The 23936-nt window shown below is 70.3% G+C and carries 22 protein-coding genes; 11 read left to right on the forward strand and 11 right to left on the reverse strand.

The window, feature by feature from the left end; genetic code table 11:
- The first annotated feature begins 117 nt into the window (after positions 1-117).
- The 4 genes from ABZ725_RS11855 to ABZ725_RS11870 all read left to right on the forward strand — a co-directional run bounded on the left by ABZ725_RS11855 (position 118) and on the right by ABZ725_RS11870 (position 4374).
- Entirely contained in the window at positions 118-1521 is a 1404-nt protein-coding gene (locus ABZ725_RS11855; RefSeq protein WP_358802520.1) for a histidine kinase, read from the forward strand.
- Complete coding sequence (locus tag ABZ725_RS11860; RefSeq protein ID WP_358802521.1) at positions 1518-2186, forward strand: response regulator transcription factor; 669 nt, start codon at positions 1518-1520, stop codon at positions 2184-2186. The genes ABZ725_RS11855 and ABZ725_RS11860 overlap by 4 nt, the downstream gene beginning before the upstream one ends.
- A 219-nt stretch (positions 2187-2405) precedes the next feature.
- Positions 2406-2960: a hypothetical protein gene (locus ABZ725_RS11865; protein ID WP_358802522.1), complete on the forward strand. Its 555-nt coding sequence runs from the start codon at positions 2406-2408 to the stop codon at positions 2958-2960.
- 196 nt (positions 2961-3156) lie between these two features.
- Positions 3157-4374: a cytochrome P450 gene (locus tag ABZ725_RS11870; RefSeq protein ID WP_358802523.1), complete on the forward strand. Its 1218-nt coding sequence runs from the start codon at positions 3157-3159 to the stop codon at positions 4372-4374.
- Between the two features lie 4 nt (positions 4375-4378).
- Here ABZ725_RS11870 and ABZ725_RS11875 read toward each other — a convergent pair whose 3' ends face one another.
- The 3 genes from ABZ725_RS11875 to ABZ725_RS11885 all read right to left on the reverse strand — a co-directional run bounded on the left by ABZ725_RS11875 (position 4379) and on the right by ABZ725_RS11885 (position 7165).
- A complete protein-coding gene (locus ABZ725_RS11875; protein ID WP_358802763.1) occupies positions 4379-4591 on the reverse strand; it encodes a hypothetical protein in 213 nt (70 codons plus the stop codon).
- Positions 4592-4712: 121 nt separating this feature from the next.
- Entirely contained in the window at positions 4713-6281 is a 1569-nt protein-coding gene (locus tag ABZ725_RS11880) for an ABC transporter permease (protein WP_358802524.1), read from the reverse strand.
- Entirely contained in the window at positions 6281-7165 is an 885-nt protein-coding gene (locus ABZ725_RS11885; RefSeq protein ID WP_358802525.1) for an ABC transporter ATP-binding protein, read from the reverse strand. The genes ABZ725_RS11880 and ABZ725_RS11885 overlap by 1 nt, the downstream gene beginning before the upstream one ends.
- A 73-nt stretch (positions 7166-7238) precedes the next feature.
- Between ABZ725_RS11885 and ABZ725_RS11890 the strand changes: the two genes are divergently transcribed.
- Positions 7239-7754: a MarR family transcriptional regulator gene (locus tag ABZ725_RS11890; protein WP_358802526.1), complete on the forward strand. Its 516-nt coding sequence runs from the start codon at positions 7239-7241 to the stop codon at positions 7752-7754.
- 5 nt (positions 7755-7759) lie between these two features.
- Here the strand turns inward: ABZ725_RS11890 and ABZ725_RS11895 are convergent, their stop codons facing one another.
- The 3 genes from ABZ725_RS11895 to ABZ725_RS11905 form a co-directional block, all read right to left on the reverse strand.
- On the reverse strand, positions 7760-9268 hold the full coding sequence (locus ABZ725_RS11895; protein ID WP_351910278.1) for an APC family permease: 1509 nt from the start codon (positions 9266-9268) through the stop codon (positions 7760-7762).
- Positions 9269-9469: 201 nt separating this feature from the next.
- On the reverse strand, positions 9470-9886 hold the full coding sequence (locus tag ABZ725_RS11900) for a DUF6086 family protein (protein ID WP_358802527.1): 417 nt from the start codon (positions 9884-9886) through the stop codon (positions 9470-9472).
- Between the two features lie 77 nt (positions 9887-9963).
- A complete protein-coding gene (locus ABZ725_RS11905; protein WP_358802528.1) occupies positions 9964-10845 on the reverse strand; it encodes a diacylglycerol kinase family protein in 882 nt (293 codons plus the stop codon).
- 209 nt (positions 10846-11054) lie between these two features.
- Between ABZ725_RS11905 and ABZ725_RS11910 the strand changes: the two genes are divergently transcribed.
- Entirely contained in the window at positions 11055-12338 is a 1284-nt protein-coding gene (locus ABZ725_RS11910) for an adenylosuccinate synthase (RefSeq protein ID WP_358802529.1), read from the forward strand.
- Positions 12339-12585: 247 nt separating this feature from the next.
- On the forward strand, positions 12586-14388 hold the full coding sequence (locus ABZ725_RS11915; protein WP_358802530.1) for a 5'-nucleotidase C-terminal domain-containing protein: 1803 nt from the start codon (positions 12586-12588) through the stop codon (positions 14386-14388).
- Here the strand turns inward: ABZ725_RS11915 and ABZ725_RS11920 are convergent.
- Complete coding sequence (locus ABZ725_RS11920) at positions 14385-14684, reverse strand: hypothetical protein (protein WP_358802531.1); 300 nt, start codon at positions 14682-14684, stop codon at positions 14385-14387. The genes ABZ725_RS11915 and ABZ725_RS11920 overlap by 4 nt on opposite strands.
- A 239-nt stretch (positions 14685-14923) precedes the next feature.
- Between ABZ725_RS11920 and ABZ725_RS11925 the strand changes: the two genes are divergently transcribed.
- Together ABZ725_RS11925 and ABZ725_RS11930 are read left to right on the forward strand one after the other, a co-directional pair.
- Positions 14924-16630, forward strand: a complete 1707-nt coding sequence (locus tag ABZ725_RS11925; protein WP_358802532.1) for an SGNH/GDSL hydrolase family protein — start codon at positions 14924-14926, stop codon at positions 16628-16630.
- Positions 16631-16805: 175 nt separating this feature from the next.
- A complete protein-coding gene (locus ABZ725_RS11930) occupies positions 16806-17099 on the forward strand; it encodes a hypothetical protein (protein ID WP_358802533.1) in 294 nt (97 codons plus the stop codon).
- 64 nt (positions 17100-17163) lie between these two features.
- On the opposite strand, the gene ABZ725_RS11935 is transcribed toward ABZ725_RS11930, so the two are convergent.
- The 4 genes from ABZ725_RS11935 to ABZ725_RS11950 form a co-directional block, all read right to left on the reverse strand.
- Positions 17164-17814 carry a hypothetical protein gene (locus ABZ725_RS11935; RefSeq protein ID WP_351910298.1) on the reverse strand — a complete coding sequence of 217 codons (651 nt, stop codon included), beginning with the start codon at positions 17812-17814 and terminating at the stop codon, positions 17164-17166.
- Between the two features lie 75 nt (positions 17815-17889).
- Positions 17890-20349 (reverse strand): dolichyl-phosphate beta-glucosyltransferase, encoded by a 2460-nt coding sequence (locus ABZ725_RS11940; protein WP_358802534.1) that lies wholly within the window; start codon positions 20347-20349, stop codon positions 17890-17892.
- On the reverse strand, positions 20346-21047 hold the full coding sequence (locus ABZ725_RS11945; protein ID WP_351910466.1) for a GntR family transcriptional regulator: 702 nt from the start codon (positions 21045-21047) through the stop codon (positions 20346-20348). Before ABZ725_RS11945 ends, ABZ725_RS11940 begins: the two co-directional genes overlap by 4 nt.
- 167 nt (positions 21048-21214) lie before the next feature.
- Complete coding sequence (locus ABZ725_RS11950) at positions 21215-22570, reverse strand: aspartate aminotransferase family protein (protein ID WP_358802535.1); 1356 nt, start codon at positions 22568-22570, stop codon at positions 21215-21217.
- A gap of 195 nt (positions 22571-22765) precedes the next feature.
- On the opposite strand from ABZ725_RS11950, the gene ABZ725_RS11955 reads away from it, so the two are divergent.
- Both ABZ725_RS11955 and ABZ725_RS11960 read left to right on the forward strand, forming a co-directional pair.
- Positions 22766-23404 carry a type 1 glutamine amidotransferase family protein gene (locus ABZ725_RS11955; protein ID WP_358802536.1) on the forward strand — a complete coding sequence of 213 codons (639 nt, stop codon included), beginning with the start codon at positions 22766-22768 and terminating at the stop codon, positions 23402-23404.
- Positions 23401-23889: a MarR family transcriptional regulator gene (locus ABZ725_RS11960; protein WP_358802537.1), complete on the forward strand. Its 489-nt coding sequence runs from the start codon at positions 23401-23403 to the stop codon at positions 23887-23889. Before ABZ725_RS11955 ends, ABZ725_RS11960 begins: the two co-directional genes overlap by 4 nt.
- Positions 23890-23936 lie beyond the last annotated feature (47 nt).

Genomic DNA, 23936 nt, shown 5'->3' on the forward strand with positions numbered 1-23936 from the left:
ACCGGGCGGCATCGCTCCGGCGGTCCCCCGTCGAACCCGTAGTACTTGAGAGGGACGCACAGGAACCCCTCTCACTGGTGACGACCGCGACCCCCGGCTACGCCTACCGTTTTGAACGTGACCGAGACGACGCAGACGCACACCGCGCACCCGGATGACCCGGACGACTCCTTCGAGGCCTATCGGCCGCGCAGCCCGGAGTTCCGGGCGGCCGTGGAAGCCCTGCGAGGCCTGCGACAGGACCTGATCCACGATGCCTTCGCCTACCGCCCGCTGCCCCGCAAGGAGCCCACCGGCGCCGTCCTGGGCCGGCTGAAGGGCCGCAGGCGGGAGTACGCGACCTGGTACCGACACGCGGTGGTCGGGGCGGGCGGCGTCCTGGCGCTGCTGATCGCCTCGGCCGACAACGGCGGAGGGAGTCTGGGCGCCGTGCTCGGCCTGCTGGCCCTGGTGCCGGTGCTGATGACGCTGGTGCGGCCGATCGGCGCGTTCTGGCTGTCGCTCGCCTCGACCACGGCGGTGGCCCTGCTCGGCTCGAGCTACGACGACTGGCCCTGGCTCCCCGGCAGTTTCGCCTCCCACCTGATGGTCCTGACGGTCGTGGCGATACGCACCCGTCCCCGCACGGCGGCGTGGATGTGGCTGATGACGGCGGCCTACGGCTTCGTCGCCGAGACGGCCTTCGGGTGGGGCCACTACGCCACGAACACCGCGCCCATGCTCGTCTTCTCCGCGATCATCCTCCTCACCATCACGGTCTGGCACATCCGCCGGCAGGCCGAGGAGAAGGTGACGGCCCAGGAGACGGTGACGGCGCACGAGCGGTCCCGACGCACCCTGCTGGAGGAGCGCACCACGATCGCCCGCGAGCTGCACGACGTGGTCGCGCACCATATGTCGGTGGTCGCCATCCAGGCGGAGGCCGCCCCCTACCGGGTGGAGAACCCGCCGCCGGAGCTGGAGAAGGCCTTCGCGACCATCCGGGAGAACGCGGTGGCGGCTCTCACGGAGCTGCGCCGGGTCCTGGGCGTGGTCCGCGCCGAGGACTACGAGGTCCCGGACGCCCCGCAGCCCACGCTCGCCGAGCTGGACGGGTTGCTCGCCAACGTGCGGGAGGCCGGCCTGGACGTGGAGAAGGGGGTCACCGGCGCGGTGCGCGAACTGCCGCAGGGCGTGGAGCTGTCGGCCTACCGAATAGTCCAGGAGGCGCTGAGCAACACGCTCCGCCATGCGCCCGGGGCGAGCGCGCGAGTGGAGGTCGGGTACGTCCTCGGCGGCCTGGGCCTGCGCATAGTCAACGGCGCCCCGCCCAACCCGACCCTGATCAAGCCCTCACCCGGCGCCGGCCACGGCATCACCGGAATGCGGGAGCGGGTCACGATGCTGAACGGCGAGATGACGGCGGAACCGACGCGGGAGGGAGGCTACGAGGTGACGGTGTTCCTGCCGGTCCCGATGGCCGCCGAGCCCTCGACGAGCCCGTCCGCTCCCGTCCGTGCTGCCGATGAGGGTGGGGCATGACGATCAAGGTACTGATCGCCGACGACCAGATGATGGTGCGTGAGGGCTTCTCGGTCCTGCTGAACGCGATGCCGGACATCGAGGTCGTGGGCGAGGCGGTCAACGGCCGGGAGGCGGTGGACCGGGTCCGCGAACTGGCTCCCGATGTCGTCCTGATGGACATCCGCATGCCGGAGCTGAACGGCATCGAGGCCACCAGGGAGATCGTGGCGGCGGACGGCACGGCGAAGGTGCTGGTGCTCACCACGTTCGACCTGGACGAATACGTCTACCAGGCGCTGCGCGCGGGAGCCTCGGGCTTCCTGCTGAAGGACGCCTCGGCCCGACAACTGGCTGACGGGGTACGCGTGGTGGCGGCGGGCGAGGCCCTGTTGGCGCCCTCCGTCACAAAGCGCCTGATCACGGAGTTCTCCAAGCTCACGGACACCCCGAGCCTGTCCCGCACGGCCGCCCAGGCGTCCTACGGCGACCTGACCGAACGGGAGACGGAGGTACTGGTCCTGATCGCCCACGGCCTGTCGAACGCGGAGATAGCCGAGCGGCTGGTGGTGGCGGAGTCGACCATCAAGACCCATGTGAGCCGGATCCTGGTGAAACTGGGCCTCCGAGACCGCACCCAGGCAGCGGTATTCGCCTACGAGGCACGACTGGTGACCCCGGGCTGATACCGACGTCCGGCCGCCCGACGTCCGGCCGCCCGACTGCCAGTCCGAGCGCGGCCAGGCCGACCTACGGCGTGTCCCGTCGGCGGAAAGACGGAAAGACGGAAAGGCGGAAACCGGCTGCTCTCCAGCCACGTCCTTGTCTCTGATCGGATCCGATTCGGGCCGCCGACGTGCCGTCAGTGTCGGGCGGCGCCGGCTCGGAACAGGGAGGAGCAGGGCATGAACCCGGTTCAGCAGATGGAATTCCACGCCTCGTGCGGGCACTTGATATCAGCTTCGGCAGACCGTGCCGGTCAGGACGTCCGCTGCCCGCACTGCCACCAGGTGGTCCGGGTCCCGCCGCCCGACGTTCCGTACGCCTCGCCCGTCCCCGTGCCGGCCGGTGCGGCGGATCCGGTTGCTCTGACCGCCCTCTATGTGATCGCGCTGGTCGGCGGTCTCATGGGTGCCGCGCTCGTCTATCTGGTGATGTTCGACGAGTTCTCGGAGTCCGAGCTGGTCACGATCACACCGGTGTGGTTCTTCCCGATCGTCTTCGGCCTGTACGGATTCGTCTCCCAGCGGCTGCTGCGGCGCATCGCCACAGGGCGCGCGGGAACCCTCACCGAGGCTGCCGGCATGACGATCGATGTGGCCGGTCACTGGGCGGTTCTGGCGCTCTTCCCGTTCCTGGTGCTGAAGTGGCGCAGCTCCCTGTTGGTGTCGCTCGCGGCGGCGGCCTTCTGGGCCGTACTGCTGTGGCTGTTCTTCGTGCTGCTCTTCCCGACCCTCTGAGCCCCGCCTCAGGTGGAGTGGTCATCCGGCGGATCCACCGGCTCGGGACGCTCCACGGCAAGCTCCCGGACGCCTCCGAACCGTCCTGGGAAGCAGACGACGACGTGGTACGGCCGTACGTACTCCCATACGGAGCGAGAGCAGCCGCGCGGGTCCCCCCTGGTCAGCACCCCGGGCCACGGGCTAGCGTCCGTTCATGGCAGTAGCTGACGACCTCTCCTTCGATCCTTGGGATCCCGCGTTCGTGTCGGACCCGTACCCGGCGTACGCCGAGCTTCGGGCTCGGGGGCGGGTGATCTACTACGAGCCGACCGACCAGTGGCTCGTTCCCCGGCATGCGGATGTCTCGGCGCTGTTGCGGGAGCGGCGGCTGGGGCGGACGTATCAGCACCGGTTCACGCACGAGGACTTCGGGCGTACGGCGCCGCCGGCCGAGCAGGAGCCGTTCCACACGCTCAACGATCACGGGATGCTCGACCTGGAGCCCCCGGACCACACCCGGATCCGGCGGCTGGTGTCGAAGGCGTTCACCCCGCGCACGGTGGAGCAGCTGAAGCCGTATGTGCGGCGGCTGGCCGGGGAGCTGGTGGACGGGCTGGTGGCGGCGGGCGGAGGCGATCTGCTGAGTGACGTCGCCGAGCCGCTGCCCGTCGCCGTCATCGCGGAGATGCTCGGGATCCCGGAGTCGGACCGGGCGCCGCTGCGGCCCTGGTCCGCGGACATCTGCGGGATGTACGAGCTGAACCCCGCCGAGGAGGTGGCGGCGCGGGCGGTGCGGGCGTCGGTGGAGTTCTCGGAGTATCTGCGGGAGCTGATCGCCGCGCGGCGCAAGGAGCCCGGGGAGGACCTGATCTCGGGTCTGATCGCCGCGCACGACGAGGGCGACCGGCTCACCGAGCAGGAGATGATCTCGACCTGCGTGCTGCTGCTGAACGCGGGCCACGAGGCGACGGTGAACGCCACGGTCAACGGCTGGCAGGCGCTGTTCCGCAACCCGGACCAGCTGGCGGCGCTGCGCGCCGACCACACGCTGGTGCCGTCCGCCGTGGAGGAGCTGATGCGCTACGACACCCCGCTCCAGCTCTTCGAGCGGTGGGTGCTGGACGAGATCGAGATCGCCGGGACGACGATCCCGAGAGGCGCGGAGATCGCGCTGCTCTTCGGGTCGGCCAACCATGACGGGGAGGTCTTCCGGGACCCCGAGCGGCTCGACCTGACCCGTCAGGACAATCCGCACATCTCCTTCAGCGCGGGCATCCACTACTGCATCGGCGCGCCCCTGGCCCGGATCGAGCTGGCGGCCTCCATGACGGCGCTGCTGGAGAAGGCCCCGACCCTGGCTCTGGCGGCGGAGCCCCGGCGGAAGCCGAACTTCGTGATCCGGGGGCTGGAGGGCCTGAGCGTCACCGTCTGAAGCGTCATGTGTCGTCCCTCGTCCGTCTGCCGCCCAGCAGGCGGGCGAGGGACGCGTAGGCGAGGGCCGGGACGGCGGCTCCCGCGAGGAACACCAGCGGCAGTTCGGTGAACAGGACGGTGAGGTCCATGCCCTCGTTCTCGAAGCCGTGGCCCAGTCGGATCCGAGTGGGCGTCCAGGCGAGCCACACGGACGTGGCCGTCAACGCGCCCGCCATCGACAGCACACAGCCACCGCACGCCACCGCATTCCGATTCCGACTTCGATTCCCGTTCATGCCAGGAGAGACGGGTCCCGCCCGCACCCGGTTCGCCCGCACCCCTCGTCACGTCAGCACGTCACGTCAGCACGTCACGCCGGCGCAACCCGGCCAGCCCCGCCCCCACCAGCCCCATGGCCACGAGCAGAAGGACCAGCACAGGTCCCCACTCCATCCCGCCGCCGGGCAGCTTCGGGAGGTGGCCGAAGGGAGAGAGGTCCAGGACCGCCTGCGGAGCGTCCAGCGCGGGGCCGATCCAGCCGATCAGCAGCACGGCCCCGGCCACCGCCCAGGCCGCCGTCGACGCCCGGGGGACGAGCCCGTGCAGCAGCACCGTCAGCCCGCCGACGACCCAGACGCCGGCCACCTGCACCAGACAGGAGCCCAGGATCGGGCCGACCTCCCGGCCGTAGCCGACGGCGAAGCCCAGCCCGGCGAGCAGCATGATCAGCACGGATCCGCCGAAGGCGATCGTCAGATGCCCGGCGGCCCAGCGCAGTCGGCCCACGGCGTTCGCCAGCACCGGTTCCGCGCCCCCGGAGGTCTCCTCGCCGCGCAGCCGCAGGACGGAGGCGACGACGTAGAGCGCGGCGATCAGGCCGAGCATGCCGATCATCGAGGCGAGGAACGCGTCCGTCAGACCCGCCTGGCCGCCCATCCGCTCGAAGATCTCGCGGGCCCTGTCGTTGTCGCCGACCAGGTCGGCCGCGCCCTCCGTGAGGCCGCCGTAGACGACACCCGCGAGGAAGAAGCCGATGCTCCAGCCCAGCACGCTGCCCCGCTGCAGCCGCCAGGCCAGTGCGAAGGCGCCGCCCAGCCGTCCGGTCGGCGGTCCCGGCCGGGTCGGCAGGAAGCTCAGCCCCAGATCCCGGCGGTCGGTCAGCGCGTAGGCCAGCGCGCCCTGCGCCACGATCGCCGCCGCGAACAGCAGCAGCACCCACCATCGTTCGTCCGCGTACGGCCGCAGGTTCTCCAGCCAGCCGAGCGGGGACAGCCAGGTCAGCACGGAGGAGCCCCCGTCGCTCGACGAGTCGCCCGCCGCCCGGAGCACGAACGCGGCTCCCAGCGCGGCGGCCGTCAGACCCCGGGCCAGCCGCGCGCTCTCCGTGAGCTGCGCGACGACCGCCGCCGTGGTCGCGAACAGCATCCCCACCCCGGCGAGGCCGAGGCCCAGGGCCAGCGCCCCGGCCGTCCCCTGTCCCGCCAGGCCCGCCGTGACCAGCAGTGCCAGCACGCCGCTCGCGACCCCGGCCGCGAGCAGGGCCGCCGTCAGGGAGGCGCGGCGCCCGACCGTGCCGGACACGATCAGCTCGTGACGGCCGCTCTCCTCCTCGTCCCGGGTGTGCCGTACGACGACCAGGAGGCCGGTGATCGCGGCGAGGAGGCCCGCGTAGACGCCGACGCGCCAGGCGGTGAGGGCGCCGAGGGAATCGTCGAAGACGGGCCCGATCAGGGCGCGGAAGGAGGAGTTGGCAGCGACCTGGTGCAGCAGGTCGGCGCGCTCGGCCTCGGTGCTGTACAGGCCTTTGAGGGTGCCCGGCATGGAGATCACCATGAGGGCGGTGACCGCCACCCACACCGGGGTCGCGATCCGGTCGCGGCGGAGGTTGAAGCGCAGCAGCACTCCCGTGCCCACGAGGGACGTCATCACGCCTCCTGGTAGTGGCGCAGGAACAGCTCCTCCAGCGTCGGCGGCGTCGAGGTCAGCGACCGCACCCCCGACCCGGTCAACGACCGCAGCACGGCGTCGAGTTTGTCCGTGTCGACCTGGAGCCGGACGCGCCGGCCCCGTACGTCGAGGTCGTGGACGCCCGGCAGCTGCGCCAACCCGTTGGGGGCGCTCGCCAGTTCGGCCGTGACGCTGGTCCGGGTCAGATGGCGCAGGTCGGCCAGCGAGCCCGTCTCCACGGTGCGGCCGTTGCGGACGATGCTGACGCGGTCGCACAGCTCCTCGACCTCGCTGAGGATGTGGGAGGACAGCAGGATCGTCCGGCCCCTGTCGCGTTCCTCCGCCACGCAGGTCTGGAAGACCTCCTCCATCAGGGGGTCCAGGCCCGAGGTCGGCTCGTCGAGGATGAGGAGGTCGACGTCGGAGGCGAACGCGGCGACCAGGGCGACCTTCTGCCGGTTGCCCTTGGAGTAGGTGCGGCCCTTTTTCGTCGGGTCCAGCTCGAAGCGGTCGATGAGCGCGGCGCGGCGGGCCTTGTCCAGACCGCCGCGCAGTCGCCCGTACAGGTCGATGACCTCGCCGCCGGAGAGGTTGCGCCAGAGGGTCACGTCGCCCGGTACGTACGCGATGCGGCGGTGGGCCTCGACCGCTTCGGTCCACGGGTCGCGGCCGAGGATCTGGGCGGCGCCCGAGTCGGCGCGCTGCAGGCCGAGCAGGATGCGGATGGTCGTGGACTTGCCGGCGCCGTTGGGGCCGAGGAATCCGTGTACCTCACCGGTCTCGACCTCCAGGTCGAGGCCGTCGAGTGCTTGGGTGCGGCCGAAGGACTTGTGCAGTCCGGACACCGTGATGGCCTTCGTCATGTTTCAGAACGTACGCTTCTTTCAGGAAATTGTGAAGTTAAGGAAGCGTATGAAGCTCAGATAGGATGGACGCATGACGGAATCACCCGAGGTCGGCCAGGGCGCCGAGGAGGCAGGGCGGGACGCCGAGGCCCTGTCGAGGTTTGTCGAGGCGTTCGCGGCGCAGCTCGTCGAGGCAGGGATGCAGCGGATGGCGGCCCGGGTGTTCGCCGCGCTGCTCGCGTCCGACTCCGGGGCCATGACCTCCGCCGAACTCGGCGAACAACTCCGGGTCAGCCCGGCCGCGGTCTCCGGGGCGGTGCGCTATCTCTCGCAGGTGCACATGGTCTCGCGCGAGCGTGAACCCGGCTCGCGGCGCGAGCGCTACCGGGTGCACAGCGATCAGTGGTACGAGACGCTGACCAACCGGGACGCCATCCTGAAGCGGTGGGGACTGACCCTGCGCGAGGGCGTCGAAAGCCTTGGCACGGAGACTCCCGGCGGCCGACGGATCGCCGAGACGCTCGCCTTCTTCGAGTACCTCGAGGGCGAGCTGACCCGGCTGATGGAACGCTGGCGGGAGCACCGCGACAAGACCTTCGGCCCCTGACGCGGTCAGCGCTCCTTCGTCTCCTCCAGCACGGTCCGCCCCAGCAGCAGATACCGCTGCGGAGACCGTCGCTTGAGGTACTGGGCGTAGCCCAGGCCGGCCGCCGCGATCAGTGCGACGAGCCACGGTGTGGCCTTCAGGACCAGCGAGCCCGACTCCGGACCCGCCGCGACGGCCATGTTGGACACCAGCAGCGCCACCACGGCGAGCATCGCGACCCCGCCCAGGAGCGGCGCGGTGAAGGTCCGGAACCAGTGCCGGCTCTCGGGGTGGTGGGAGCGGAAGTACACCAGCACCGCGAACGAGCACACCGCCTGCACGACCAGGATCGCCATCGTGCCGAGGATCGCCAGCAGTACGTAGGTCCCGGTGTACGGGTCCTTGCCGGCCGCCCAGAACGCGCCGATCAGGACGGCCGAGACGACCGTCTGGACCAGGCCCGCGATGTGCGGGGAGCCGTGCCGGGCGTGGGTGCGGCCGATGGTGGTCTTCAGGGACGGCAGGACGCCCTCGCGGCCCAGGGCGTACATGTAGCGGGCGGCGCAGTTGTGGAAGGCCATGCCGCAGGCCAGCGACCCGGTGATCATCAGCCACTGCATGACGTCGACCGCCCAGTGGCCGACGTACCGCTCGGTGGGGCCGAAGAACAGGCCCAGCGGGTTGTCGGTGGCGACCTTCACGGCGTCCGACTGGCCGGTGCCCGAGATGGCCATCCAGGAGACGAACACGTAGAAGACGCCGACGCCCAGCACCGAGATCATCGTCGCCTTGGGGATGATCTTCTTGGGGTTGCGGGACTCCTCGCCGTACATCGCCGTCGACTCGAAGCCGACCCACGACCAGAAGGCGAAGAACAGCCCGAGTCCGGCGCTGGTCCCCTTGAACGCGTTGACCGGGTTGACCGGGTCGAGGCTGAAGCCGTCCGGGCCGCCGCCGTGGAAGGCGACCGAGATCGCCATCGCCGCGAGGACCGTCACCTCGGTCGCGAGCAGCACGACCAGCAGCTTCTCGGCGACGGAGACGCCGAACCAGGTGCCCGTCGCGTTGACGGCGAGCATCAGCACCGCGAACGCCCACCACGGGATGTCCAGGCCCGTCTGGTCCTTGAGGGTCGTGGTGGCGAACGACGAGAAGATGCCGATCAGCGCCGGCTCGAACACGACGTACGCGAAGGTCGCGAGCAGGCCCGACGCGAGGCCGACGGACCGGCCGAGGCCGTAGGAGATGAAGCCGTAGAAGGCGCCCGTCGAGGTGATGTGCTTCGCCATCGAGGTGAAGCCGACGGAAAAGATCGCCAGGACGACCATTGCGACGAGGTAGCTCGCCGGGGCCCCGATGCCGTTGCCCGCCGACACCATGAAGGGCACGTTGCCCGTCATCGCGGTGATCGGCGCGGCCGTCGCGACGGCCATGAAGACCACGCCGAGCAAACCGATGGCGTTGGGTTTGAGCCGGTGAACGGTCTCGTCGCCGCCGGTCCTCGCCTCGGGGGCGACGTCCTCCTGCACTGCCATCGGGTGGCCCCTTCCGTTGCCGCCGCGCGCGCCGGATCGACGCCCTGATGCAGGAGGATGCTGTAGCCCCAATGAGTCGTTCAAGGGGCCGGACCGGTTAAATATTTGTCAACCAGACCTTTAGAACACCCGGGCGACGGCGATGGCTACGGCGGCGGCGACGGCTACGGCGATGGCTACGGAAGCGGCTGCGGCTGCGGCTCAGCGCGGCATGGCGCGCTGCAGCTCCAGGACCTGTGCACGCAGCCGGGCCGCCCGGCCCGGGTCCACGGACGACGGCACCTGCACGGCCATGAACCCGTCGAGCGTGGCGGGCCGCTCCGGCAGGCGCACATCGAGACCGATCCGCGCGGCGAGCGCCAGGACCGTCGCGATGAAGCCGTCGGCCAGCGCGTCGACGATCGCGTGACCGGTGTGGTTGTGCCGGTCCAGCAGAGCGTTCGCGAACGCCTCGAAGGCGGGCACGTCGATCGGGCACTCGTCGTTGCGCATCGGCCCGAAGCCCGACGGAACGCCCACCCATTCCTCGTACACGCGCACATGCGCCAGGAACAGCTCGGACGCCCGCGTCGCCGGATTCCACACCGACTCCCCGTCCACCTCGTAGTACTGGCTCATGACGGCCCCTCCCCGAACGACGATCACCGGCCGGGCAGCCTATGCCGGACGTGCCCCTGACACGCCGGAATTTCCGCTCACCGCCCCGGCAGCATCAGCCCCAGCGCCCCCTCCCGCACCGTCCACGTCCGCCGCCGCACCGGCCCCGCGATCACCGTGTCCGACCGGTAGCGGAAGTCCGCGCCCGAGACGGTCACCGTCCGCCCCCGGGCCTGAAGGGGAGCCGCCTCCGCGCCCAGGGACAGCGGCCGCACCTCGACGACCGCGGTGCCGGACGCGCCCGTGCCCGGGATCACCGACACCGCCTCCACCGGCTGGTCGAGATCGATCAGCGTCACCTCGTCGACCTCGATCCGCAGCCGGGCGGGCCCGGTCGGGGCGGGGACGGGGGAGATCCGGGACGGCCGTGCGGGCACCAGGGTCCGCACCAGCGACTGGCACGTCCGCAGCCAGAGCCGGCCGCCGGCCTCCGCCCCGTCCACCCCGTTCGCCTCGTCCCGCGCGTCCTGCGGGGCGAGCGGCACGGGCGGGATCCGGAGCGCGCCCAGCACCACCCCGTCGCTGTCGTCCACCAGGACGTCCAGCCGGCGCTCGGCGCCGTCCAGGACCGCACGGGCCGCCGCCACGGCCCCCGTGGGCACCCCCAGAGTCTGTGCGACGCCCAGCATGGAGCCCACCGGCACCACCGACAGCACACATTCGGCCAGGGCCCGCTGCCGGTGCAGCAGGGCCACCGCCCGGGTCAGCGCACGGTCGTCGCCGATCACCACCGGCCGCCGGGAGCCCCGCCGGGCCAGGACCCGGGCGAATTCCTCCGGGTCCTGCGGCAGACACACCTTGGTACTCGCCGCACCCGCGCTGAGCACGTCTTTCGCGATTCGTACGGACTCCCCGTCCGTGCGCAGGGCGACCGGATCGATGATCACCAGCAGCTGATCGGACGCCGGAGAAGTCGCCACCTCGGTCCTGCCTCGCTTCCTCGGGTAGCATCTTTGTGCAAGAGCCCCTTGCGCTATTGCGCCAGGGGCTTGGTCTATTCCGGGGCATCCGGGTCCGACAAGCGGCGACCAACGGCGGTCGCGGTGCGTGCGGTGGTGCACGCGGTGGAAAGAGCCACCGTGTACGCCCCTGACCTTGGACATGCCCCACCCGGAAGGGGTGTACGCGCGTGCCCGCACTTGTGCTGCTCGGTGCTCAGTGGGGTGACGAAGGCAAGGGAAAGGCCACCGACCTGCTCGGTGGCTCGGTGGACTACGTAGTGCGCTATCAGGGCGGCAACAACGCCGGTCACACGGTCGTCGTGGGCGACCAGAAGTACGCACTCCACCTGCTCCCTTCCGGAATCCTGTCCCCCGGCTGTACGCCGGTCATCGGTAACGGTGTCGTCGTCGACCCGTCGGTCCTGCTCTCCGAGCTGAGCGGTCTGAACGAGCGCGGCGTCGATACGTCGAAGCTGCTGATCAGCGGCAACGCGCACATCATCACGCCCTACAACGTCACTGTCGACAAGGTGACGGAACGCTTCCTCGGAAAGCGCAAGATCGGCACCACCGGCCGGGGCATCGGTCCGACATATGCGGACAAGATCAACCGCGTCGGCATCCGCGTCCAGGATCTCTACGACGAGTCGATCCTCACCCAGAAGGTCGAGGCGGCGCTCGACGCCAAGAACCAGCTGCTCACCAAGCTGTACAACCGCCGCGCGATCGCGGTCGACCAGGTCGTCGAGGAACTGCTCGGCTACGCGGAGAAGCTCGCTCCGTACGTCACCGACACCGTCCTGGTCCTCAACCAGGCCCTGGAGGACGACAAGGTCGTCCTCTTCGAGGGCGGTCAGGGCACCCTCCTCGACATCGACCACGGCACGTACCCCTTCGTCACCTCCTCGAACCCGACCGCGGGCGGCGCGTGCACGGGCGCGGGCGTGGGCCCGACGAAGATCAGCCGGGTCATCGGCATCCTGAAGGCCTACACGACCCGCGTCGGCTCGGGCCCCTTCCCGACCGAGCTCTTCGACGCGGACGGCGAGGCGCTGCGCCGCATCGGCGGCGAGCGGGGCGTCACCACCGGCCGCGACCGTCGCTGCGGCTGGTTCGACGCGGTCATCGCGCGCTACGCGACCAGGGTCAACGGCCTCACGGACTTCTTCCTCACCAAGCTGGACGTGCTGACCGGCTGGGAGGAGATCCCGGTCTGCGTGGCGTACGAGATCGACGGCAAGCGCGTCGAGGAACTCCCGTACTCGCAGTCGGACTTCCACCACGCGAAGCCGATCTACGAGACGCTCCCCGGCTGGTCCGAGGACATCACCAAGGCGAAGTCGTTCTCCGACCTCCCGAAGAACGCCCAGGCGTATGTGAAGGCCCTGGAGGACATGTCCGGCGCCCCGATCTCCGCGATCGGCGTGGGCCCGGGCCGGGACGAGACGATCGAGATCAACTCGTTCCTGTAAGCCGCACAGGCACAGCAAGTCGCACAGGCACAGCAAGTCGCACGGACACAGCAAGCCGCACAGGTACACAGAGCCGCACAGGCAGAGCAAGTCGCCCGACAGCACGTCGGCTTGGGCCGGTCTTGGACATCCTTGACCGGCCCATGGGCTGTTCCCGGTTACGCCCGTAACTGGCGAAGGCAAGCATCTACGCGGGTAGTTGCCGTTCCCCCTTCCTCGCCAGTTCGCTCAGTTCCGGGAGTTCCGAATGCCCGTCAACCCCATGAACCGCCGTGACTTCGTGCAGCGTTCGGCCGTCACCGGGGCGGCCGTCGCCGTCGCGGGAGCGGTCGGTTCCGGTACCGCCGAGGCCGCGGGCCGCAGGCCTGCGAAGACGCCGCGCACCTGGTCGTTCTCCATCCTCGGCACCACCGACCTGCACAGCCATGTCTTCGACTGGGACTACTACACCGACGCCGCCTACAAGGACAGCAAGGGCAACTCGGTCGGGGTCGCCCGGGTCGCCACGCTCATCAAGCAGCAGCGGGCGGCGAAGGGCGAGGAGCGCGTCCTGCTCGTCGACGCCGGCGACATCATCCAGGGCACGTCACTGGCCTACTACTTCGCCCGGGTCGACCCCATCACCGACGGCGTGAAGCATCCGATGGCCGTCGCCATGAACCACCTGCGCTACGACGCCGCCGCCCTCGGCAACCACGAGTTCAACTACGGCATCGAGGTGCTGCGCAAGTTCGAGCAGCAGTGCCGTTTTCCGCTGCTCGGCGCGAACGCCCTGGACGCGAAGACGCTCAAGCCCGCCTTTCCGCCGTACACCGTGAAGAAGATCTGCGTTCCCGGCGCCCCGGACATCAAGGTCGGCATCCTCGGCCTCACCAACCCCGGCATCGCGCTCTGGGACAAGGACAACGTCAGCGGGAAGATGGTCTTCCCGGGCCTGGTCGAGCAGGCGAAGAAGTACGTGCCCCGGCTGCGCGCGCTGGGCTGTGACGTCGTCTTCCTCACCGACCACTCCGGCCTGGACGGTTCGTCCTCGTACGGCGACGAGCTGCCGTACGTCGAGAACGCGTCCAACCTCGTCGCCGAGCAGGTCCCCGGCATCGACGCGATCCTCGTCGGCCACACGCATGTGGAAGTGGCGTCGTACACCGTGAAGAACGCCGAGACGGGGGAGGAGGTGCTGCTGTCCGAGCCCTACTGCTGGGGCTACCGGCTCAGCGTCTTCGACTTCGAGGTCGAGCTGGAGCACGGGCGCTGGAAGGTCGTCGGCAAGACCGCGCAGACCCTCAACCCCAACACCGTCGCCGAGGACCCGGAGATCAGGAAGCTCCTCGAGGCCGATCACGAACTCGTCGTGAAGTACGTCAACACGTCCGTCGGCACCTGCACGGCCGACCTCTCGGCGGCGGAGTCCTGCTGGAAGGACGTCCCCGTCATGGACTTCATCCACGAGGTACAGATGCAGACGGTCAAGGCGGGCCTGTCGACGTCCGACGCGGCGCTCCCGCTCATCTCGGTCGCCGCGCCCTTCAGCCGTACCGCCGACATCCCGGCGGGCAGCGTCACCATCAAGGACATCGCCGGCCTCTACATCTACGACAACACCCTCTACGGCAAGAAGCTCACCGGGGCCCAGCTCAAGGACTACCTGGAGTACGCGGCGAAGTACTACCACCAGGTGCCGAGCGGGACGGCCGTCGACACCGCCACGCTCACCAACGCCAACAGCTTCTGGGACTACATGTACGACACGGCGGCGGGCGTCGACTACGAGATCGACATCGCGCAGGCGGAAGGGTCCCGGATCAGGAACCTCACCTACGGCGGCGCGGCGGTGGCGGACGACCAGGTCTTCGTCGTCGCGGTGAACAACTACCGCGCCAACGGCGGCAGCGGCTACCCGCACATCGCCGCCGCCGACATCGCGTACAGCTCGACGAACGAGATCCGTCAGCTGATGATCGACTACGTCGTCGGCAAGGGCACCCTGAACCCGGCGGACTTCGCCGTCACCAACTGGAGGCTCACGCAGGCCGGTACGGCCGTGTTCTAGCCGGCGGTCACGGGGCGGGTCCGGGTGAGTCCCTGGTAGGCGGCGCCGAGCAGGGCCGCCTGGACCACCGCCCCGATCGGCACCCCGATCAGCGCGAACTGGCTGGGCACCGCCAGGAACAGCAGCGAGGTCGGGGCGGTGGCGAAGAACAGCCACATCCCGGCGAAGCCGGCGTCGGCGTGCGAGATGAACAGCGTGTCCACCGCGACCCAGGCCGCGAGCGCGCCCACGAGGAGCAGATAGCCGAGGGCGGCGGGGGTGCGCAGGGCCGAGACGAGCGAGCGGTAGCCGTTCATGAGGGGTGCCTCCTGGAGATCGGGTGCCTCTGTGTGATCTCCACGATGCCGTTCACCGGTCAACGGCCGCCTGAGTAGCGCTACTTATTCCAAGGTCGCGTATGCCTACGCATTGTCCAATTATTGTCGACAGATTGTCGATCATTGCTGCAACCGACCGGTCAACTCCTCCGTATTAGAAGGCGGCCCGTCATATTGACGGGTCCAAGTGTCGACAGTGCAGCACGGAGGAGCCACGCATGGCGAACATGAGACTGCGGCATCGCCGGCGTACGGGCATGCTCGGACTGGTCCTGTCCCTGGGGTTCGCGACCGGGTGCGCGAACCTCGGGGGGAGCCCCGCCGCGGCCCCCTCGCCCGTGGACAAGGGGGCCAAGGAGTCCCTCTCCTCTGCCGTCACCGCCGCCTCGGTGGCCGGTCTCGAGTACGTCGCGATGGGCAGTTCCTTCGCAGCCGGTCCGAGCATTCCGACGGTGAAGGAGGGCAGTGTCGCGGCCGCGTGCATGCGGTCGAACAACAACTACGCCAGCATCGTGGCCCGCGACACGGGCGCGAAGCTGACGGACGTCACGTGCAGCGGCGCCATGACGGCGAACATCCTCACCGCGAGCCAGGCCGGGCAGCCGCCCCAGACCAACGCCGTGAAGAGCACGACCCGGCTGGTCACGGTCACCATCGGCGGCAACGACGTCAACTACCTGGGCAGCGTGGTCTCGTACTCCTGCCAGAACAAGGGCGAGGCCAACTGCGGGACCGTCAGCACGTCCGCGATCGACACGGCCCTCGGCGCGGTGAGCGGGCGGATCCAGAACGTCGTGAAGGCCGTCCACAAGATCTCCCCGCAGGCGCGGGTCTTCCTGGTGAACTACATGTCCGTCCTGCCCGACGGCGCCGCCTGCACCGGTGTGCCGCTCACCGCGAGCCAGCTGGCCTACGAGCGGACCGTCGCCTCCCGGCTGGCCGACGCGACCGCCGCCGCGGCGACCGTCACCGGGGCGACCCTGGTCAATGTCGCCGCCGCGAGCCACGGCCATGACGCGTGCGCGTCCACGCCGTGGGTGGAGAAGTACAAGCCCGCCTCCGGGCGGGCCACGTACCACCCCAACGAGGCCGGTATGAAGTCCGTGGCGTCCCTGGTGAAGTACATGATCGGCACCAGCGGCCCGCTGCCCGCCGGCTGGACCCGGTGCGCCAGCGAGGGCGGCACCTGCACCTTCACCGGCACCCGCGCGGTCGCCTTCGGCTCCGGGGCGTACGCCTACAAGACGGCGACCGGCAGCACCCCTTGCACCAGCGCCTCCTTCGGCGGCGACCCGGCGGCCGACACCATCAAGACCTGCTACGTCGCCCTCGCGGGCGGCCCCTACGGATACACCAAGTGCGCGGCCGAGGGCGGCACCTGCAAGGTCCCCGGCTACAACCGTGACGTCGTCTTCGGCACCAACGGCAACTTCAAGCACCTGGTCACCAGCGGCAGCGTCGCCTGCACCAGCGCCAAGTTCGGCGGCGACCCGGCGGCGAACGTCGTCAAGTCCTGCTACATCGCCCCCAATGGCGCCCCGGCCGGCTGGACCAAGTGCGCGGCCGAGGGCGGCACCTGTGCGGCCGTCGCCGGACAGCCCGTGATGTACGGCGCGTACGGCGCGTTCAACACGGCGGTCGCCACCGGCAGCACTGCCTGCACCAGCGCGTCCTTCGGCGGCGACCCGATCAGCAACCAGACCAAGTCCTGCTATACGGCCCCTGCCGCCCCGGCCGGCTACAAGGCGACCGCCTGCGCCTCCCAGGGCGGCACGTGCGCCTTCACCGGCAAGCGGACCGTCGCCTACGGCGCGAAGGGCCGGTACGTCTACAAGACCCTCTCCGGCGGCACCACCTGCAAGGCGGCGGTGTTCGGCGTCGACCCGCTCTACGGCGCGGTCAAGAGCTGCTACCTCACCTACTGAGCGCGGTACTCGTCCACGAAGGCGGCCCAGGACTCGGCGGAGACGCGGAGGATCGGGTTGCCGCACCAGAGGTGACCCAGGGGCGCCCCCGACCAGGGGCGCCCCCCTGCGCCCGGGCATATCCTGAAATCGCCACCCGCGCGCGTCGACCCGAGAAGCAGAGAAGGTGACCGCGATGCGCATGATGCTGAAGGCGTCCATGGACACGGAGAAGGCGAACGAGGCCATCCGGAACGGGACGCTCGGGAAGCTGATCCAGGAGTCGATGGAGCAGTTCAAGCCCGAAGCCGCCTACTTCACCACCGATCACGGTCGGCGTACCGCCTACGTGGTCTTCGACATGACGGACAGCTGGCAGATGCCCGTGCTGAGCGAGCCGTTCTTCCTCAACCTCGGGGCGGAGATCACCTACACGCCGGTGATGAACATGGAGGACGTACAGAAGGGGCTCGCCCAGCTGGGCCGTTGATCGTCGACCGTCGACCGTCGACCGTCGACCGTCGACTATCGATCGTCGATCGCCTGTCGTCCGCTCAGCTGAACACGATCATCGACCCCTGCGCCAGGCTCCGCGTCGCCGCCGCGTGCAGACCGAGCCAGACGTGCCGTTCCCGTGCGAAGGGGCTGGGATCGTACGGCGCGGGATTGGCCGGTTCCTCCAACTCCGTGGGACCGGCGGGCGGTTGCGGAGCCGTCGGCGGATTGGCCGGATCGATGCCGAGGGACGGGGCCACGAACTCCAGTTCCCGCAGGAGGGACTGGGAGGAGCCGAGAGGTCCGCCGCCCGCCAGCAGATCGTCGTTGGAGAGCGGCTGCGGGAAGTCCACGGGGACGTACGCGCCCGCGTGGTCGTAGTGCCAGACCAGGTGCGACTGCTGGGCCGTCGCCTCGAACATCTCCAGGAGCTGCTCGTAGTCGCCGCCCAGTTCGTCCACCGGAGTCACCGGCAGCTGGCACACCTGGAGCAGGTAGGCGCGGCGCAGGAAGTGCAGGGCGTCGTAGTCGAAGCCCGCCACCGGGGCGACCTCGCCGGACAGGCCCGGCATGTACTGGTACACCGGCACAGGCGGGAGCCCCGCCTCGGCCAGCACCTTGTTGTACTGGGCGAGTTCGTCGGCGAAGGGGTTGTCGGGGGTGTGGCACAACACGTCGACGAGCGGCACCAGCCACAGGTCACAGGCCAAAGAGAGCTCCTCACTCAGCGCGTTGCTCGGTCCCGTGGGGCAGGGTAAGGGGAAGGGTAATCGGTGTGGCTCACGTCAGCTCCCCTCCTGCGTTCCCTGGTGCAGGTCCCATACCCATACTCCGGCCACCCGCCTACCCGGTAGGCCCACGAGCTTGTCCACGGTCTCACGCAGCCGGTCCTCGTACCGCTGCGGGGCCAGTACCAGTACGCCCGCCCGCCAGTACGCGAGGTCCTCGCGGGCCTCGGCCCGGGCGGCGGCGTCGATCACCGGGACGACGCCCGTCTGCCGCACGTCCCGCAGCAGACTCGCCGTGAAGCGCAGCGGGACGCCGTAGACGCCGGTGCGGTCGCCCTCGCCCAGGGGGCCGTTGAAGTAGCCGCCGGGCATCCGGAAGCCGAGGCCGGTCGCCGTCTGCCAGTGCAGGGCCGCGGCGTCCTCGGGTTCTGCCAGGGGCACCGGGACCAGGGTCTCGCCGTCGCGCACATACGTCTTCCAGACGTCGTCGGTGAAGAAGGCGGGCGTCGCGGCGCGCGGCTCGGACTTCAGGGGGGCCGGGAGAAGGGGGAGGAGCCCCAGGCAGACGGCCAGCAGGCCGGCGTACTGGGTCAGGAGCCGGCGGGCCTGCGCCAGCCCGCCGATCGCCAGGGCCAGCAGCATGCCCAGGGGCGGGGCGCAGACCAGCGCGATCCGGCTCTCGATGACCGACTCGAAGAGCGGGAGGTCGGCGAGCAGGGACCAGGGGCCGGGGAAGGTCGTGTCGGTGAGGGGCAGCGGGATGCGCGGGCCCAGGGACAGCACCGCCGCGGCCGCCACCGTGCAGGCCAGCGCCTTGACCGCCGGCTGCCGCCACAGCCGGACCGTGATCGCGAAGGCCAGCAGGGCCAGCGGCCAGCCGTAGAACGCGTTCTGTTCGGTCGGGTTGAGGGAGAGGGCGTCGGCGCTGTCGGCGTCGCCCGCGATCGCCGAGCGCTCGGCGAACGAGAACAGCGCGCGCAGGGAGTTGGCGACGCCGGGCGCGGTCCCGTGGTCGATGCCGGTGTAGCTCTGCGGGCCGGAGAACTGCCAGGCCAGCGGGTAGACGATGAGCGGGAGACAGACGGCGGCGGCGATCGCCGATCCGTTCAGCAGCGGGCGGGCCGCCGCGCGTGCGACGTCGGGGCGTACGGCGGCGTAGGCGACGGCGAACAGGACCATGCCCATCGCGGCGAGCAGCAGCGGCTCCTCGCCGAGGAAGAACTGGTAGGCCGCCATCAGGCCGAGGACGACCGCGTCCCGGGTGACCCGCGCGCCGGTCGTGAGCCGCAGGGCGCGCTCGATGATCGGCGGGATCATGAACAGCACGACGAAGTTCGGGTGGGCGTTGGCGTGGCTGACCATCGGCGGCGCGAACGCGGCGAGCGCGGCCCCGGCGAAGGCGGCCCCGCGCTGCCGGACCAGCCGCCGCACGATCAGCCGGTACCAGGCGACCGCCGTGGCGGCCAGGCCGAGCGTCATCACCAGGCTGAGCACGAGGGCCGGGCCGAGGAGCAGGGTCAACGGCGTGAGCGGGACCGACAGGCCGAGCATCGTCGTGTTGGCCATCAGGTTCACGCCGTCGGGGAAGCCCTGGAGGTCGGTGAACAGCGGATTGCGCAGATGGGCGACGTTGTCGGCGGTCACCGCGAAGAACCACTCCCACTGGTTCTGGTCCTGGAGGGAGTCGGTGAGATAGCGGTGGTCCGGGTCGAAGAAGCGGCCGGAGTAGAGGGTCACGGCCATCGCGAGGAAGAGGACGACGACGAGGACGTCCGCGGGTCTCGGCACCGGTATCCGCAGCCGGACCAGGTCGCGCAGCATCCGTGGGTAGTCCCCCGGGCGGATCTTCGAGCCGGGCTGGTGCGACCAGTGCACGGGCACCTCGGCGACCGGCCAGCCGACGCGCTGGAAGTGGCGCAGCACCTCGACGTCGATGGCCCAGCCGTTGAGGCGGGAGGCGGCGAACGCGGCGCGGGCCTTGTCGCCTTCGAACAGCTTGAACCCGCACTGGGTGTCGCGTATCCCGCGCAGGGTCGTCCGGCGTATCAGTAAGTTGCCTGCGGTGCCGAGGAGTTCGCGGATCCGGTGCTGACGGCTTCCGAGGGTCGCGCCCGGCACGGCCCGCGATCCGATCGCCGCCGTGTGTCCGTCGGCGAGCGCCTTCTCCAGGTGCTCCAGCTCCTCGACGGGGGTGGCGAGATCGGCGTCCATGACCAGGACGTGGCGGCCCCGGCTGGCGGCGACGCCCAGGCGCAGGGCGTGGCCCTTGCCCCGGTTGCCCGAGCCGGAACCGGTGACGAGCCGGATGCGGGGGTCGCGGCGGACGGTGACGAGTTCGCGGGTGGCGTCGGTGGAACCGTCGTCGGCGACCAGGATCTCCCAGGTCCCCCAGTGACTCCCGGTCGCGTCGAGGTGGCGGCCGACCGCGTCCAGGGTGGGGCCGAGCCGGCGTTCCTCGTTGTAAGCAGGGATGACGACGGACAGTTCCACCGGTGTGCTGGGGGCGTTCGCCCTCATTCCGCCGCCAGTCGTTCGATCAGGGCTATGGAGTCGTCGTTGTACGCGGCGAGGATCACGCGGGCGGTGGCGGTGTCGCGGGCGTACAGGGCGTCGGCCAGTTCGGTGTGGCCGGACCACAGGCTGCCGCGCAGATCCGTCAGCCGGCGCAGGTGCTGCACCGTGCACACCCAGGACTGCACCCGTAGCCGGTGCAGGAAGTCGGCGAGATAGGGGTTGCCGAACAGGGCGCTCAGCTCGCGCCAGAACCGCAGGTCGTAGCCGATCAGGACGGTGAGGTCTCCGGCGGCCGCGGCCCGCTGCGCCTCGTCGCCGCGCCGGCGCACCCCCGCGATGGCGGCCGCCGTCCGCGGCTCCTGGAAGTTGCGTTGGTGATGGCGGCCGTCCTCCAGGGCGAGGAACATCCCCTCGATGATCAGGCTGCGCGCCTCGATCATGCCCTTGTAGTCCTCGACGGAGTACTCGTGGACGCGGAAGCCCCGGTGCTGGTCGGCCTCCAGGAGGCCCTGGGCGGAGAGGTCGACGAGGGCCTCGCGGACGGGGGTCGCGGAGACGCCGTACTGCTCGGCTATCTCCTTCACCGTGAACTCCTGCCCCGGTTGCAGCCGCCCCGCCAGCACCTCGTCGCGCAGCGCGTCGGCGATCTGCTGTCGCAGGGTGCTGCGCGTCACGGCTCCGTTGCCGGTGCTGCCGGGCATCGTCGGGGAGTCTCCATCGTCAGGGGCGAGAAAAGTGGCGTGCTCGTCGGTATGTACGAGCACGCCACCTTACGCGTTCGACGAAATCAAGGCCTTATACGCGTAACGGCCCGGACTCGCCCCTGATCTGTCCCTGATCAGTCCCTGACGTATCCCTGCTCGGTCCTTTACTCGGTGTACGCGTCGGCTGCCGAGAGCGCCGTGTCCAGGGCCGCGAGGCCTTCCTTCACCTCGGACTCGGAGGCGTTGAGCGGCGGCACGAAGTGGGTGCGGTTCATGTTGACGAACGGCCACACCCCGGCCTTCTTGGCGGCCGCGCCGAAGGCGACCATGGCCGCGTTGGCCTCGCCGGCCGCGTTGTAGGGGACCAGCGGCTCGCGCGTCTCCCGGTTCTTCACCAGCTCGAGGGCCCAGAACATGCCGACCCCGCGCACCTCGCCGACGCTGGGGTGCCGCTCGGCCAGCTCCCGCAGCCCCGGTCCGACGACGGACGCGCCGAGGTTCCTGGCGTTGTCGACGATGCCCTCCTCGGCCATGACGTTGATCGTCGCGACGGCGGCCGCGCAGGCCAGCGGGTGCCCGGAGTACGTCAGACCGCCCGGGTAGGGCCGCTTGCCGAAGGTGTCCGCGATCGCGCCGGAGATCGCGACGCCGCCCAGCGGCACATATCCGGAGTTCACGCCCTTGGCGAAGGTCATCAGGTCGGGCGTCACGTCGAAGAGGTCGGCCGCGAACCACTCGCCGGTGCGGCCGAACCCGGCCATGACCTCGTCCAGGATGAAGACGATGCCGTGCTTGTCGCAGAGCTCACGGACCCCGGCGAGGTAGCCGGGCGGCGGCACCATGATCCCGGCGGTGCCCGGAACGGTCTCCAGGATGATCGCGGCGATCGTCCCCGGGCCCTCGAACGTGATCGTCGTCTCCAGGTGCTCGAGTGCGCGTGCGCACTCCTGCTCCTCGGTCTCCGCGTAGAAACGGGAGCGGTACAGGTACGGGGCCCAGAAGTGCACGACCCCGGCCGTCGCGGTGTCGGAGGCCCAGCGGCGCGGGTCGCCGGTGATGTTCACGGCCTGCTGAGTGCCGCCGTGGTACGAGCGGTAGGCGGCGAGCACCTTGGCGCGGCCGGTGTGCAGCCGGGCCATGCGCACGGCGTGCTCGACGGCGTCCGCCCCGGCGTTGGTGAAGAAGATCTTGTCCAGGTCGCCGGGGGTCCGCTCGGCGATCAGCCGGGCCGCCTCCGCGCGGGCCTCGATCGCGAAGGCGGGCGCGAAGGTGGCCAGGTGCGCTGCCTGCTCCTGGATCGCGGCGACGACCTTCGGGTGCTGGTAGCCGATGTTCGCGTAGACGAGCCCGCTGGTCAGGTCGAGGTAGCGGTTGCCGTCGTAGTCCCAGAAGTAGGACCCCTCCGCGCCGGCCACGGCGAGCGGGTCGATGAGCTCCTGGGCGGACCAGGAGTGGAAGACATGCGCGCGGTCCGCGGCCTTCACGGCGGCGCCGGTCCGGGGGTCGGTCTGAGGGGTCATGCCGGCAAGCGTAGAAGTCCGCGATGCGGAAGCGGTATCGGCGTCCTGTGCCGTGGCGGGGGCGATTCCGCGACAGGTTGTCGGGCATGGGAGGAGACGGAAGCTCATTGACAGCATGCTGCCTAAGTGACAGCATCCTGTCATAGCTCATCTGTCATCGCTCATCTGTCAGGGATTGTCGGCCGAGGAGAAGCCATGAACAGCGACCACAACGACCGCAGCGACCACGGCGATCGCACACCGGTGTACCTGGCCGTGTACGACGCCCTCGCCGACTGGGAGACCGGCCTCGCCGCGGCGTACCTCGCCCGCGCCGGATACGAGATCAGGACCGTGGGCCCCACCCGCGAACCCGTCGTCAGCGTCGGCGGCCTGCGCATCCAGCCCGACCTGGCCCTGGCCGACGTCCGCCCCGAGGACGCCCGGCTGCTGATCCTGCCGGGCGGGGACCTCTGGGACACCTCCGACGACCTGGCCCCCTTCGCTCGCACCGCACGGGCGTTCCTCGACGCCGGTACGCCCGTCGCCGCGATCTGCGGGGCCACCGCCGGCCTCGCCCGCGAGGGCCTGCTGGACGACCGCGACCACACCGGCGCCGTCTCCTTCTATCTGGCCGCCACCGGCTACGGAGGCGGCGACCGGTACGTCGACGCGGACGCCGTCACCGACCGGGGTCTGATCACCGCGGGCCCGACCGAGCCGGTCGCCTTCGCGCGTGAGATCCTCCGGCTCCTCGGCGTGTACGAGGGCGAGGTGCTGGACGCCTGGTACCGGCTGTTCCACGACTCCGACGCCGAGGCGTACGCGGTGCTGGCGAAGGCCGGGGTCCAGTGAGCCGGGAACGTCAGGAACTGCTCAGCCGCAGCGCCCTCGGGGTCTTCCGGCTGAACGGCCAGTTCCTCGCCGTCGCGGAGGAGCTGGCCGGGCCCGCCGGGCTCACCGCCGCCCGGTGGCAGGTGCTCGGCGCGGTGCTGGGCGACCCGCTGCCGGTGTCCGGCATCGCCCGCGCCATGGGCATCACCCGGCAGAGCGTGCAGCGCATAGCCGACCTGCTGGTGGAGAGCTCTCTCGCCGAGTACCGGCCCAACCCCGCCCACCGGCGCGCCAAGCTGCTCGCGCCCACGGCGCAGGGGCGGGCCGCCATCGCCCGCATCGACCCCGGGCACACGGCCTTCGCCGACCGGCTGGCGCAGGAGTTCGGGGAGGCGGAGCTCGCCGAGGCCGTCCGCCTGCTGGAACGCCTGTCCAAGGTCCTGGACGGCCTGGCGGTTCCCGCCGCGGAATCGCCCGTCGCGGACGTTCCCGTTACGGAACCGTAGACACCGCGCGCCCCTACTCCCCGAACGGCCGGATTATTCTCGGCTGG

The organism is Streptomyces sp. NPDC006872, from assembly GCF_040635845.1.
GTDB lineage: Bacteria > Actinomycetota > Actinomycetes > Streptomycetales > Streptomycetaceae > Streptomyces.